Consider the following 13,337-nt stretch of genomic DNA (forward strand, 5'->3'; position numbering starts at 1 on the left):
GGTGTTATTAGCAGTGCAATGTTTGTCCTAATCATTGAAAAAGGAAGCTAAAGTAAGCTTCCTTTTAGCCAAGTACATTTAAGACATCATCAATTTTTTTACTATGTGATAAAATGCCATAATTCATCCATGTTAAAAAGTCTACTTCATAGACACAGTTGCTTTTAACGGCAGCTAGGTTTTTCCAAGTAGGAGTTTTTAAAATAGCACGTTCCTCATTTTCATAAATGGAATGTTGTTTATCAAAGGTAATAAATAAATGATCAGCATCTAATTGCAACAATTGAGCAAATGTCAGTTGTGCTTTACGTTGATTGTGCGGAATACTCCATACTAGTGAATGTGGCATTAAACCTAAGTCACGATATAAAATGGGGCCCGTATAGCCACATTCAGGACCCGCATATAGAGTAATGCCAATGGCTGAAATACGGAGAAATGCTACACTTTGCCCATAAACAGATTTGCTAAGAATTCCTTTTGCTTGTTGTACTTTATCTTCATATTGTAGGATTACGTCTTGCATCAAGGAGGTTTTTCCTGTTAGATCTGCAATTTTAAATAAAGTAGATTGCCAATTCTCTCCAGGGTGTGAAAGATGGCAGACGGGGGCTACTTCATCTAAGTGCTGAAAGGATTCCCAACGCTCTACACCAGAATCTAACATAATTAAAGTTGGCTTATAGTAAAAGAGTCGATCCATTTCTCTATTTTGTACATCGATATCTGGCACTTTCTGTAGACCTAAATAGTCTTGTTTCCCCCATTTTGAATGACTGAATTGAGCAATTGGCGTAATCCCAAGCGCAACAAAGAAATCTTCTAAGAATGGTGCAAATACACGTATATGGCTGCTTTGATTTCTTCGATATTGTCCTGGAGAGATGCCGACATGTTCCTTAAAGCGACGATTGAAATAATACTCATTATTAAATCCGACAGACTGGCTAATTTCAAATACTCGATCATTTGTTGTCATTAATAAATGCTTAGCTTTTTCAATACGAAGTTTAGTTAAATAGTGAAGAGGAATTTGTCCCGTAATATCTTTAAAAATGCGCGTATAATTCCATCTTGGTACGTCAGCTAGCTGTGCTAGCTGCTCAACCGTCCACTCTTTTTCAAAATGTTTTTGTAAATGGTTAACGGACTGCTCAACAGATTGGCGATCATTTTTTTTCATCTGCTTGGGTATGGTTTGATGTAAGAGTAATAACATCAGCTCTTGAAAGTGCACATGCTGTTCAAAAATCGTGTGTTCATCCTCCGCTAACCGGTTTTGATAGATGACTTCTAGCAGTCTATGACATTGTGAAAAGGGGAGAAGATGTCGTTCGCTGATACTTGTAAAATGACTATATGAATTTTGACTATTGCTGAGATTGACAATGTTGAATTGTAACTGATAAAAACAAAGGTGTTCACTTTGAATGTGGATACTAACCGTGTTATTTGGCGGAATCAATATGCACTTTTCTTCACTAAAATGAATGGTGTCATGATCTATGGCTAGCTTTCCGCTACCATTCATTACGATAAAAAGTGTATAGAAATCACTACTAATCAATAACTTTTTTGACGGTTGAATTGAATAAGAGATATTTTGTAACGTATAAACATGTGTTAAGTTACCCATTAATAATTCACCCCTTTTTTTGAATTGGCAGAACAACACAAAGAAAGCCCTCATTAAGAGCTTTCTTTGGAAAATTATTTGACGAACCATTTCTCTAAATCATCATACTTTAGCAAGTTGGCTGTGATTGCGCCAGATTGCCAATATGTGCGATCAGCAATATAAACATGCCCATTTTTTACAGCAGGGAGTGTTTTCCATAGTGTACTATCTAACCATTTAATGGCTTCTTGGTTTTCTTTAGACTCCCATGTTCCGTTTGAAGGGAAAAGGATGATATGATCCGCATCTAATTCCGTGATAGCCTCTTCTGATAAAACCTCGTGAAACTCTGTCATATCACGGGCTAATGGATGTGGTGTTAAGCCTGTCTCTGTGTAAATATAGCCAGAGTAGCGATTTTTAATACCAAATAACGCTAATGTATTATCTGCTACATTTAGTCGTACAACAGCAACTGTTTCGTCTTCGATTGATTCATCTAGTTTTGCTTTTAAATCGGAAACACGTTGCTCATATTGATCAACCATTTCTTTTGCTTTATCGGAAATATTTAAAACATCAGCTATTGTTTTCGCAATTTCACGTGGATCTTGTAGAATATCTTCTTTCAAGCGGTAAGTAGGCGCTACCTTTGAGTATTCATCATACTTTGCCTTGTCCGCGGCACCATCTACAATGATTAAATCAGGCTTGGCTTGTAATAATGTTTCCATGCTACCAGTAATGTCGAACTCAGGAACATCTAATCCTAAATAGTCCTGTTTTCCCCAAGATGGGTGATACCATTGCACAACGGGTTTTACATCCAAAGCAGTTAAATAGTCTTCCAAATAGATAGCAGCTACACGCTGTGGATTTGTAGGAATTTCTACTTTTCCAAACTCGTCTTCTACAATTCTTGTATCTTTAGATGATTGTTCTTCTGTAGCTGTATCCTCTTTTACTTCATTTGAGCCACAGGCACCTAATACGAATATAAGTGCAAAGAAAACTACAAATGAAAAATATCGACCTCTACGCATTTTATTCACTCCTATAGATTTACTAAAACAGTAAGGGTATTCCCTTAAATTAGAATGATAATCATTCTCGTTTGGTTCAAGTAAATTATAGGATACTACATATCAACAAACAATACACATTCTCTACTACTTTTTTATACAAAATGAAATTCAGAGAGTTATTGTTTTTTGTTATCGAAAAGTAACCATAAAAGTGTAACAATTGCAGCTAGCATAACCATCAGGAATCCGTATATAGGCGTATGCGCCAACGATTGGTGGCGAATAATAAAGCCTCCGATATATGAGCCTAAAAATATGCCAATATTGAAAGCAGAAATATTCAATGCTGAGGCCATTGAAATTGCTGATGGTATATATTTTTCAGATAGTAGAACAGCATATAGCTGCAATCCTGGGACATTCATAAACATGAACAATCCCATTGTCAGCACCATTATTAATCCCATAATAGGTGATTCAAGAGTAAAGCCAATGCCAAGCAATGCCAATGCAAGTCCAACAAAAATAATAAAGATGGAACGTAGCGGATTATGATTAGCAAAATGACCTCCAAGAGTATTACCGATAGCTACACAAATACCATAGACAACTAGAATAATGACGACTGTATGTGGGGAATACCCCATATATTGCTCTAAAATAGGTGAAACATATGTGTAGACAACAAAAGCACCGCCGTATCCAATTGCGGTAATGAATAGTATTAAGATCATTCGAATATTGCCTAATACTTTGCCAATATCACGGATAGAGATGGGGTTGCCTTTCGATAATTGGCTAGGTACTAAAAATGCATTACTAATTAAACCGACAATTCCAATGACAACAATAAAAATGAATGACATACGCCAATCTGTTACTTGTCCAATAAATGTACCGAGTGGGACACCTGTTACAGTAGCTAATGTTAAGCCAGTAAACATAAAGGCGATAGCACTTGCTCGTTTATTTGGTTCCACTACATCTGCTGCTATAACAGAAGCGATGGACATAAACACACCATGTGCTAATGCTGAAATAATACGTCCGATTAATAGTAATGCGAAATTAGGAGCTAAAGCGACTGCTAGGTTACCCACTATAAAAATGGACATGACAAGCAATAATACGGTTTTTCGACTAAGGCGTGATGTTAAAGCTGTTAGTAAGGGAGCCCCAACAGTTACCCCTAGTGCATATATAGAAACGGTTAAGCCAGCTGTGCTAAGAGAAATACCAAAGTCATCTGTAATTAATGGTAAAAGTCCCACACTGATAAATTCAGTGGACCCTATACCAAATGCACTGATAGCAAGTGCTAGTAAGGTAAGTTTAGCATTTGGCTTTTTTGATTTTGACATTTTACTACTATCTCCTTTGATTTTTTTTATTATGTGTAGTAATATTCATACATACCAAAAAGATATGTAGAGTACTTTTAGTTACTTTTGGATATTACAGGAGGTTTACGATGCAAAAAGTTTATAATATTGGTGTTGAAGCTACACTAGAAGTTATTGGTGGTAAATGGAAACCAGTTATTCTTTGTCATTTAAACCACCATGGTAAAATTCGAACAAACGAATTTCGACGATTGATCCCAGGTATTTCACAAAAAATGCTCACAAACCAATTAAGGGAACTGGAGCAGGCTGGGTTAATCAATCGAAAGGTCTTCAATCAAGTACCACCAAAAGTTGAATATTCATTAACAGCCTATGGACAAGGAATGGAACCAATTCTGAACATGCTTTGTACGTGGGGTGAAAAACATGTTGAATTATTACAGGATAAAGGTGAAGATGTACTGTTAAAACAACGTGATGATGATATTGCCATGCAGCAAACATCATAATGAGGGGAGAAAGAGACTGTCATATACAAGACAGTCTCTTTCCTCTTTTTAATGCTTATAGAGCAAAGTCAAATTCATCTGGATTTGGTCCAACACGTTGTTCACGATTCATCTCATTGATTAATGCCATTTCTTCGGCTGTTAAAGTAAAGTCAAAGATATCAGCGTTTTGCATCATACGCTCTCTACGTACTGATTTTGGAATTGTAATCACTCCATTTTGTACATCCCAGCGTAAAATAACCTGAGCATTTGATTTTCCGTATTTTGTTGCGATTTTTGAAATTGTTTCATCTTCAAGAAGTCCACCTTGCATTAAAGGTGCCCATGCTTCAAGTTGAATTTGGTGCTTGTCACAGAATGAACGAAGCTCCACTTGTTGTAAGCGTGGGTGGAATTCCACTTGGTTCACAACAGGTTTAATATGAGCAAATGATAATAAGTTATCCAAGTGTGCCACAGTAAAGTTACATACACCGATTGCTTTGATCTTGCCTTGTTCATATAAGTCTTCAAGTGCTTTCCACGATTCAGCATATTTATCTTTACCAGGCCAATGAATTAGATAAAGGTCTAAATAATCTAATCCTAATTTTTTTAGGCTCTCTTCATATGCTGCAATTGTTTCATCATAGCTTAAACCATCGTTCCATACTTTAGATGTGATAAATAAATCTTCACGACGTAAGCCAGTAGATGCTAGAGCTTGTTTAATACCTTCTCCTACACCTGCTTCATTGCCATAAATAGCAGCAGTATCGATGCTTCGATAGCCAACCTCGATAGCATTTTTAACCATTTCTGCAGTAGCGTCATTTTCTACTTGAAAAACCCCTAAACCCATACCAGGCATTTGTAGGCCATTATTTAAAGTGATTGTATCTTGTAAATGAGTAATCATTTTTAATCCTCCATGTTTTGTGATTATTGGATTGCTTACTCATTATGCTGCTAATAAACTCTCAAAAAAAGTACGTACTTTTTTGTGTCATAGAAACGTAGAGGTAACTTTTGTGAGCTGGCAATGATTAGAGGAATAAAAATATTTATTGATGATGAACGATTAAATAAAAATGTCACACCTGATTGGTCTTAACTACTAGTAAAAATATCGAGTAGTCTACAAAAGGCTTTGGAGACAATTAAACAAATATTTTTCTTGCGGTAATAAAAGGAAATATACGTTCGGTAGAGAATTAAAGTAGTAATACTTTAAAAAGGGGATTTTGAAGATGAATCGTTTAAATTTAATTACATTAGGTGTTAAAGATATGGTGGAATCTCTAAATTTTTATCGAGAGGGACTGGGTTTTGAAGTGGTGGTATACGGAGAGGAGACGAATCCCGATGTCATGTTCTTTAATAATGGAGGAACAAAAATATCGTTATTTCCAATTGAACGTTTAGTCAAAGATATTAATGAATCCAATCCACCAGAAATTAGCCAAGGCTTTGGTGGAATCACGCTTGCCTATAATGGTAAATCAAAAGAAGAAGTAGATCGAGTCTTTGCATTAGCAAAAAAGGCGGGTGCAGAAATTATTAAGGAGCCCGTAACTGTATTTTGGGGTGGCTATAGTGGATATTTTCAAGATCCAAATGGCTACTATTGGGAAGTTGCCTATGGCGACATGTGGCAGTTTGATGAGAATGATATGCTGATTATTCAATAACTGTTCAAAAAGAGAGCAAACTAACGTTTCTAATTTGTTCTCTTTTTTATTAATCGTTAACAATAATACTTCCTCATTAAATCCACAAAGTTTTGAGCGGCTTTAGATAAATAATGATTCTTCAGCCATACGAGTCCTACTGAGGTGGATAATTCTGCTGATGGAATTTTGTATGCATGAAGTGGTAAATCTCCATATTGCTTTAAAATAGTTTCAGGTACGATAGAGGAGCTAAAGCCAGCAGCGATCAAGTTCATTAACAGTGCCGTATCTGAGCATTCTCCAACAATGTGGGACTGCAACTGGAAGCGAGAAAATGCTTCTAATATCGAATAATGTACGCCTAAGCCTTCAGTGCTTGGTAAAAGGATTGGCCAATTTTGTATGTCAGCTAAAGATACATTGTGTTCTAAGAAGTCGAATTTTTTGGATTGTATAAAGTAAAATGGTTCAGTGTACATATGAAGAACAGAGAAATCATCTAATTCTAAAGGTAAGCGAATGATGGCAAGTTCTACAATACGGTCCCTTACTAATTTACATAGATAAGAAGATTCGTTTTGTTGAATTTTATAAGTCACCTTTGGATAATATTGTTGAAATTGTTGTAGTAATTGAGGTAGCTCAACAACTGAAAATGTATTAATGCCCAATGTCAATCGACCATGAAGGCCTAATCCAATATCCTTAACCTCTGCTTCTGCCTCTTCCATTAATTGTGCAACCTGCAACGCATATTTATATAATGTCTTTCCCGCTTCAGTTACTTCAAAATACTTGCCGCTCCTTTCTACCAACTTTGAACCGAGTTCTTCCTCCATCGTTTTTAAATGCTGACTTAACGGTGGTTGAGAAATATGTAACCTTTCAGCCGCAGCAGAAATCTTTTTTTCCTCCACAATTGCTATAAAATAGCGTAGTTGTCTTATATCCAAACATAAACACCCCTCTATTATAGGCAAAACCTAAGTAAATTATATTTCTCTAATATTTTTAATATAGTTAGGGCCATGTTAGCATATTTATCAAAGAAAAAAGAAGTAAAGTTTCTTTTTTCGAGCACCTAAATGTGAAGCGAGCAACGTCGATGAAAAAATAATTCAACTTAGGAGTATATGATTCTTGCATGCTTTGGGGCTTGCCTTGTAATACCGATTCCCTACACCTTTCTAAATGAATTTGAAGCAGTTGATAAAGTAGCAACGTATACTATAAAAGAGCAACTTTTATTAGTTGCTTTTTTCAATAAATCAACGTTTTTGAATTTCCTAAGAAAATAAATAACAGTTCCCCTATAATAACCATGTATGGAAATTGTAAATTTCTAATTTTAGTTAAATGTATCAAGGAGGATGAACATTGATTCGTATATTGTACATAGAAGATGAAAAAGAAATCGGACAATGGGTAAGCAAGGAATTAACTGAACGAGGTTATGACGTGACATGGCTGGAATCAGGGGAGGGGCTTGAGCAACATATTAACTCAAAAGATATTGCTATATTGGATGTGATGCTACCTGGATTGGACGGTTTCTCCATAGGTAAAAGAATTAAACGGGAAAATAAAGACCTGCCAATTCTAATGTTATCAGCACGAACAGCTGTTGAAGATAAAATTGAAGGGCTGCATTTTGCTGATGATTACCTAACAAAGCCATTTCACCCTGATGAGCTCGTAGCAAGACTGGAAGTATTATTAAGAAGATATCAAAAAAGTGATGATGTACTGACATTGCAGCACCTTAAAATTTATACGAAAGATATGCAAATAATCAATACGATTGATGAAGAAGAAATTCTTTTGACAGGAAAACAATTTTATTTATTACAGTATTTTATTCGTCATTTAAATCAAATTTTAACGAAGGAACAACTCTATGAGGGTGTTTGGGGTGAGAGCTATATAGAAGGTGATAAAACACTCATGGTGCATATTCGTTACTTAAGAGAAAAAATAGAAATCAATCCTGCAAAGCCTATGATTATTGAAACAATCCGAGGCATTGGCTATAGGGTGAAACAATGAAATTTTTTCGATCATTATTAGCGAAATATATGCTCATTATTATATTAGCCATATCTATTGTGCAAATCTCCTATCTGGGTGTTGCTATTTTCGTATTAGGCATTACAAAGACAGGGACAGGAGATTTTTCAAGTGGAGTACTTGTAGAAAGTGATATTGAAGAGCAATGGCATGCACAGGCTAAAAATATGACCAATGCAACAGATGATGCGATTACGCAGTTATTTCAAAAGTGGCAAGAGCAATTTCCTACGGCTTCTATGTTTTGGGTAAGTGAAGAGGGGAACTTACTGACTACATGGAATGTGAAGGATCAGTTACCAGCAAAGTGGACACCAGCCAATACAACTCAATTTATAAAAGAACGTTATGGAGATGATCCATTTACTGTTATTGCCTTCTTAGGTGATGATATATCAAATGGCTTTATTGTATTAGAGATTCCAAGGGTAGCATTTAATCCTCCACTTATAAAGGTCTATGATAACTATGGTAACTTTTTATTTTTTGGTGTTATTGCAGTTATTTTATTTTTTATTGTAGTTTCGCTTTTATTTTTCAAGGGAATTCGAAAAAGACTATTACATCTGCAAGAGGCTATGGAAATACGTGATGTAGATGGTCTACCCATTGAAATTCAGGTGAAAAAACGAGATGAGATTGGGCAATTGGAGCATAGTTTTAACAGAATGGTTTGTGAACTGCGAGACAGTAAACAACGTCAACAGAAGGAAGAACAGCTAAGACGTGAACTGATTGCTAATTTATCACATGATTTACGGACACCTTTAACGAAGGTAAGAGCTCAATCCTATACAATTAGCAAAGAAGCGTTATCTGAGGAAGGGAAGCAGGCATTAAAGGCTATGGACACATCCATAGTGAATATTGATGCTTTAATTGAAAATTTGATGTCCTACACACTGCTTATGGCAAGTAAATATAAATTTGAACCGAAAGACATCAATGTTATCCGATTTGTAAGGGAACATCTAACGACATGGTATCCAGTTTTCGAGCGAGAAGGTTTTACAATCGATATTGAGCTACAGTCATTTGAACCTGTTGAATGGCGTGTTGATCCATTATGGTTAGGGAGAGTATTTGATAATATTTTCCAAAACGTACTGCGCCACGCGAATAGTGGTAAATATATAAGTGTGAAAACCGAATCGACGGCGTGTTATACAGCATTTATTGTTGAGGATCATGGTCAAGGGATGAAAAATGAGTCGAATGCAAAGGGAGCCGGAATCGGCTTGTCAATTGTTGATGTCATGATAAAGGGCATGCATCTTGAATGGGATATCCATTCCGATCACTCTGGTACTAAAATTATCATAAAAAAATCTGCGAAGCTTGAGAAATAAATGCTTCGCAGATTTTTTTTATGATAGAAATGATTTTTTAAACAAAATTTAAACTTAGCCCATACCTTTTTTTAAACTTCCCTTTTTAAGATAGTTAAAGAGGTGAGGACATTGGAATATATCGTACAAACACAAAACTTATCAAAAAGCTTTGGAAAAGAGCAAGCTGTATCAAATTTGAACTTGCAAATACGCAAAGGTGAAATATATGGATTTTTAGGTCCGAATGGGGCAGGTAAAACGACTACAATTCGAATGCTTCTAGGTTTAATGAAGCCATCTTCTGGAACAATTAAAGTCTTTGAAAAGAATATTACGAAGGAACGTATCCAAATTTTAGCTAAGATTGGTTCGTTGGTGGAAAACCCTTCTTATTATCCACATTTAACAGCATATGAGAATCTAGAGGCACTAAGAAAAATACTAGGTGTACCGAAAACTCGAATCGATGAAGTTTTGGAAATTGTCCGTTTGAAGGAAGCTGCCCATAAAAAGGTCAAAGGTTTCTCTTTAGGAATGAAGCAACGTCTTGGTATTGCTGCTGCTTTACTACATAGTCCTGAATTACTTATTTTAGATGAACCAACGAATGGCCTAGATCCTTCAGGCATTATAGAGATTCGTAATTTAATTAAAAGATTACCAGAGGAATATGGCATGACCATTATAATCTCCAGCCATTTATTATCAGAGATTGATCAAATGGCAACACAAGTTGGGATTGTTTCGAAAGGGAAATTAATTTTCCAAGATTCTATTGAGGCTATGCGTCGATTTGCCCAACCAAAGGTTACCTTTAAAGTAAACAATGGTGAAAAAGGATGGCGCTTCTTATTAGCAAATGGTATTAAGGCAGATTATCAGGGTGGTGTGATTTTCTTAGAAGAGTGCTCGGATGAAAAGGTTGCTCATATTGTCCAAGTTCTTGTTCAGGAGGGTATATCGGTATTCCGAGTCGAGGAAGAGAAACGTTCATTGGAGGATATATTCCTCCAAATGACGATGGGAGAACAGGGGATATGATGGGAAAGCTATTAACTGCTGACTTCTTAAAAATCAAACGTAAAGGATTATGGCTTCTAACGCTTATTGGCCCTTTAGGGGTGGTTGCTCTGCAAATGGTCAATTATGGAGTAAGAAAGGATTATCTCTTACAGCAAAGTGAGGATGATTGGGGCTATTTCTTATTAAATGTGCATTCATTTACACCGCTTGCCATAGTCTTGGGTATTGCCATTCTTACGTCATTCATAGCAAGCATTGAAAATGAGACCAATGCTTGGAAGCAGCTCATTGCATTACCTGTTTCGAAATTAACCGTGTATTTGTCTAAATTTACGTTGTTAGCTATCTTACTATTCTTCGCCTCAACGTTATTAATGTTTTTTACGCTGAGCTACGGGCTGTTTTTAGAATTAGGTGACACGGTACCTTACATGGAGCTAGCCAAATATAGTTATTTCCCTGCTTTTGCAGCATTACCTATCTTGGCACTTCAATTGTGGATAGCGAGTGTAAGTCATAATCAAGGGATTCCTATAACTGTAGGCATTTTTGGGGTGATTTTTTCCTATTCTTCCTATGTTCTTCCAGATTGGATGATATGGAAATGGCCATCATTGATGAACCAATGGAATGAGCCGGTGATCAATGTCTTATTAGGCGTAGGAATTGGTATCTTACTCTATATTATCGGCATGGTTGATTTTGCAAGAAGGGACGTGAAATAATGATTACTTTACTTCAAGCTGAGTGGTTTAAGTTACGTAAATCAAAAATGGTACCAATTATTTTAGCAGGACCCATGATTGGACTTTTTATAGGACTATCCGCTAATTTAGAGGACAACATGCAGGGGATTGAAATCAATGAGTGGTATATATCGTTATTTTCGATGAATTTAACATATGCTCTATTATTTTTACCTCTTATTTCTGGTGTTTTTACCAGTCTTATTTGTAGGTATGAACATCAGTCTGGTGGATGGAAGCAACTTTTAGCATTACCAGTAACAAGAGGGAAAGTATTTGTAGCTAAATACATATTGATTATGCTGCTTGTTTTAGCAATGCAGATATTGTATTTAGGCTCGGTCTTTGCTGTTGGGATGGTAAAAGGCTATACAGATTCTTTTCCTATGGAGATTGTTTGGAAAAGCATAGTAGGAGGCTGGGTAGCGACACTGCCATTAGTAGCCTTGCAATTGTGGATGTCCATTATGTTTAAAAGCTTTGCTGCTCCATTTGCTGTTAATGTCATATTTACTTTACCATCAATTTTAGCAGTGAATTCTGAAAGAATTGGTCCGTATTATCCTTGGGCACAACCCTTTTCGATGATGTATATAGGGGGCAATACAGACGATGTATTCTTTGTACCGTGGGAGCAATTGTTAACCGTAGTAGGTGGCGGATTCATCGTATTTTTCCTCGGAGGATATTACTATTTCCAGCGAAAATCTATTTAAGCTAAAAGGAGAATGAGAATGCTGAAACGTAGCTTACGTTTTTTAACTGCATCGATGCTATTAGTAGCTTTAGTAGGATGTGGACAGAGAGAGGCCGTAAAAGATGCCGCACAATATACGAATGAAATTAAAGATATCAACATTCCTGATGATGTAAAAATTATTGGTTTTGGGGAAGCAACACATGGCAATATCGAATTTCAAACATTAAAAAAAGATGTATTTGAAGCGATGATAAAAAATGAAAATGTCCATGTTTTCGTTTTAGAAGGAGATTTTGGTGGGGCCCAACAGATAAATCAATTTATCGAAAACGGTGTCGGAACGGCGGAGGAAGCTATAAAAGCGTTAGACTATGGCATCTACAAAACTGAACAAATGGTAGAGTTTGTGCAGTGGATGCATGACTATAATCAGACAGTTGATGATCAAGGGAAAATTTACTTTTATGGAAATGATATGCAACGCTATGATTACAGCAAAAAGGGGTTACTTGATTTTTACGCCAAGGTACATGCTGACAATGCACGAAAATTCACGACTAAGCTAGAGCATGTTTCCAACAAAACGATGAGAGATTTATCGGATAGTCAGCTACTTGAGCTTGATAAAACGATTGATACAATAATCAAAGATTTACAATCAAACAAAGCGATGTATGAAAAAAAATCTTCAAAGGATGAATTCGCATTTGCTGTTCAATATGCGCAAATTATGAAGCAGCGTACGCAATTATTTTTAAATGATGGTAATTATATGAATTTACGGGACGAATATTTAGCTGAAAATTTACAATGGATTGTTGAATATGAAGCAACACAAGGTCATGATAAAGTATTAATGTCTGCTCATAATGGTCATATTGAGAAAACTTCTGCTACGATGGCAGGCTATCAATCGATGGGGCATTATTTAAGTGAGATATATAAAGATCAATATTTTGCGATTGGCACAGACTTTGTGAAAAATACATTCCAGGCACAAAATGGGTCTGGAGCACGAAAGGAATATACGATTGAGCATCACAATGCTTTAGTGGATGCCTTTAGTGACATTGATAATAACATCTTTTATGTGGATTTTGAAGCTGCCAAACAATCGAAGGAGCTGGCGAATATTCTTTCCAAAAAGCAAAGAATGGGCAATATCGGCGATGATTTTCGTCCGTGGTATAAGCTGACACAAATGCTGTACACCATTAAAATGACACCTGAGGAAGCTTATGATGGTCTCATCGTTGTGCAAGAAGCAACACCAACAAAAATAATTGATTAAGCTAAATTTAGCAACCTCCATCAAAA

At 36.1% G+C, this 13,337-nt stretch carries 13 protein-coding genes; 8 read left to right on the top strand and 5 right to left on the bottom strand.

The features are described from left to right. Positions 1-64: 64 nt before the first annotated feature. The 3 genes from BFM98_RS16650 to BFM98_RS16660 all read right to left on the bottom strand — a co-directional run bounded on the left by BFM98_RS16650 (position 65) and on the right by BFM98_RS16660 (position 4,004). Complete coding sequence (locus tag BFM98_RS16650; protein ID WP_066037946.1) at positions 65-1,636, bottom strand: AraC family transcriptional regulator; 1,572 nt, start codon at positions 1,634-1,636, stop codon at positions 65-67. A 74-nt stretch (positions 1,637-1,710) separates the two neighbouring features. Continuing rightward, positions 1,711-2,661 carry an ABC transporter substrate-binding protein gene (locus tag BFM98_RS16655; RefSeq protein WP_066037947.1) on the bottom strand — a complete coding sequence of 317 codons (951 nt, stop codon included), beginning with the start codon at positions 2,659-2,661 and terminating at the stop codon, positions 1,711-1,713. A 158-nt stretch (positions 2,662-2,819) separates the two neighbouring features. After that, positions 2,820-4,004: an MFS transporter gene (locus tag BFM98_RS16660; RefSeq protein ID WP_054549682.1), complete on the bottom strand. Its 1,185-nt coding sequence runs from the start codon at positions 4,002-4,004 to the stop codon at positions 2,820-2,822. A 110-nt stretch (positions 4,005-4,114) separates the two neighbouring features. Between BFM98_RS16660 and BFM98_RS16665 the strand changes: the two genes are divergently transcribed. Continuing rightward, entirely contained in the window at positions 4,115-4,498 is a 384-nt protein-coding gene (locus BFM98_RS16665) for a winged helix-turn-helix transcriptional regulator (RefSeq protein WP_016992625.1), read from the top strand. A gap of 55 nt (positions 4,499-4,553) precedes the next feature. On the opposite strand, the gene BFM98_RS16670 is transcribed toward BFM98_RS16665, so the two are convergent. Further along, a complete protein-coding gene (locus BFM98_RS16670; protein WP_066037948.1) occupies positions 4,554-5,399 on the bottom strand; it encodes an aldo/keto reductase in 846 nt (281 codons plus the stop codon). 331 nt (positions 5,400-5,730) lie between these two features. Between BFM98_RS16670 and BFM98_RS16675 the strand changes: the two genes are divergently transcribed. Further along, complete coding sequence (locus BFM98_RS16675) at positions 5,731-6,171, top strand: VOC family protein (protein WP_048394038.1); 441 nt, start codon at positions 5,731-5,733, stop codon at positions 6,169-6,171. 56 nt (positions 6,172-6,227) lie between these two features. Here the strand turns inward: BFM98_RS16675 and BFM98_RS16680 are convergent, their stop codons facing one another. Then, positions 6,228-7,106, bottom strand: a complete 879-nt coding sequence (locus BFM98_RS16680) for a LysR family transcriptional regulator (protein WP_066037949.1) — start codon at positions 7,104-7,106, stop codon at positions 6,228-6,230. Positions 7,107-7,530: 424 nt separating this feature from the next. Here BFM98_RS16680 and BFM98_RS16685 point away from each other — a divergent pair, with 424 nt between their 5' ends. The 6 genes from BFM98_RS16685 (at position 7,531) to BFM98_RS16710 (ending at position 13,311) form a co-directional block, all read left to right on the top strand. Then, positions 7,531-8,199, top strand: a complete 669-nt coding sequence (locus BFM98_RS16685; protein WP_066037950.1) for a response regulator transcription factor — start codon at positions 7,531-7,533, stop codon at positions 8,197-8,199. Beyond that, positions 8,196-9,569, top strand: a complete 1,374-nt coding sequence (locus BFM98_RS16690) for a HAMP domain-containing sensor histidine kinase (RefSeq protein ID WP_066037951.1) — start codon at positions 8,196-8,198, stop codon at positions 9,567-9,569. The genes BFM98_RS16685 and BFM98_RS16690 overlap by 4 nt, the downstream gene beginning before the upstream one ends. A 111-nt stretch (positions 9,570-9,680) precedes the next feature. Beyond that, positions 9,681-10,592, top strand: a complete 912-nt coding sequence (locus BFM98_RS16695; RefSeq protein WP_066037952.1) for an ABC transporter ATP-binding protein — start codon at positions 9,681-9,683, stop codon at positions 10,590-10,592. After that, on the top strand, positions 10,589-11,299 hold the full coding sequence (locus BFM98_RS16700; RefSeq protein WP_054549677.1) for an ABC transporter permease: 711 nt from the start codon (positions 10,589-10,591) through the stop codon (positions 11,297-11,299). Before BFM98_RS16695 ends, BFM98_RS16700 begins: the two co-directional genes overlap by 4 nt. After that, positions 11,299-12,036, top strand: a complete 738-nt coding sequence (locus BFM98_RS16705) for an ABC transporter permease (RefSeq protein ID WP_066037953.1) — start codon at positions 11,299-11,301, stop codon at positions 12,034-12,036. The genes BFM98_RS16700 and BFM98_RS16705 overlap by 1 nt, the downstream gene beginning before the upstream one ends. 18 nt (positions 12,037-12,054) lie before the next feature. Then, positions 12,055-13,311 carry an erythromycin esterase family protein gene (locus tag BFM98_RS16710; protein WP_066037954.1) on the top strand — a complete coding sequence of 419 codons (1,257 nt, stop codon included), beginning with the start codon at positions 12,055-12,057 and terminating at the stop codon, positions 13,309-13,311. Positions 13,312-13,337 lie beyond the last annotated feature (26 nt).

The sequence above is a fragment of the Lysinibacillus sp. AR18-8 genome (assembly GCF_001705465.1).
Classification (GTDB): Bacteria; Bacillota; Bacilli; order Bacillales_A; family Planococcaceae; genus Lysinibacillus; species Lysinibacillus capsici.

Excerpts from the sequence above, each read along its gene's own strand:
- BFM98_RS16650 (WP_066037946.1), bottom strand. The coding sequence starts at position 1,636 with ATGGGTAACTTAACACATGTTTATACGTTACAAAATATCTCTTATTCA.
- BFM98_RS16655 (WP_066037947.1), bottom strand. The coding sequence starts at position 2,661 with ATGCGTAGAGGTCGATATTTTTCATTTGTAGTTTTCTTTGCACTTATA.
- BFM98_RS16660 (WP_054549682.1), bottom strand. The coding sequence starts at position 4,004 with ATGTCAAAATCAAAAAAGCCAAATGCTAAACTTACCTTACTAGCACTT.
- BFM98_RS16665 (WP_016992625.1), top strand. The coding sequence starts at position 4,115 with ATGCAAAAAGTTTATAATATTGGTGTTGAAGCTACACTAGAAGTTATT.
- BFM98_RS16670 (WP_066037948.1), bottom strand. The coding sequence starts at position 5,399 with ATGATTACTCATTTACAAGATACAATCACTTTAAATAATGGCCTACAA.
- BFM98_RS16675 (WP_048394038.1), top strand. The coding sequence starts at position 5,731 with ATGAATCGTTTAAATTTAATTACATTAGGTGTTAAAGATATGGTGGAA.
- BFM98_RS16690 (WP_066037951.1), top strand. The coding sequence starts at position 8,196 with ATGAAATTTTTTCGATCATTATTAGCGAAATATATGCTCATTATTATA.
- BFM98_RS16700 (WP_054549677.1), top strand. The coding sequence starts at position 10,589 with ATGATGGGAAAGCTATTAACTGCTGACTTCTTAAAAATCAAACGTAAA.
- BFM98_RS16705 (WP_066037953.1), top strand. The coding sequence starts at position 11,299 with ATGATTACTTTACTTCAAGCTGAGTGGTTTAAGTTACGTAAATCAAAA.
- BFM98_RS16710 (WP_066037954.1), top strand. The coding sequence starts at position 12,055 with ATGCTGAAACGTAGCTTACGTTTTTTAACTGCATCGATGCTATTAGTA.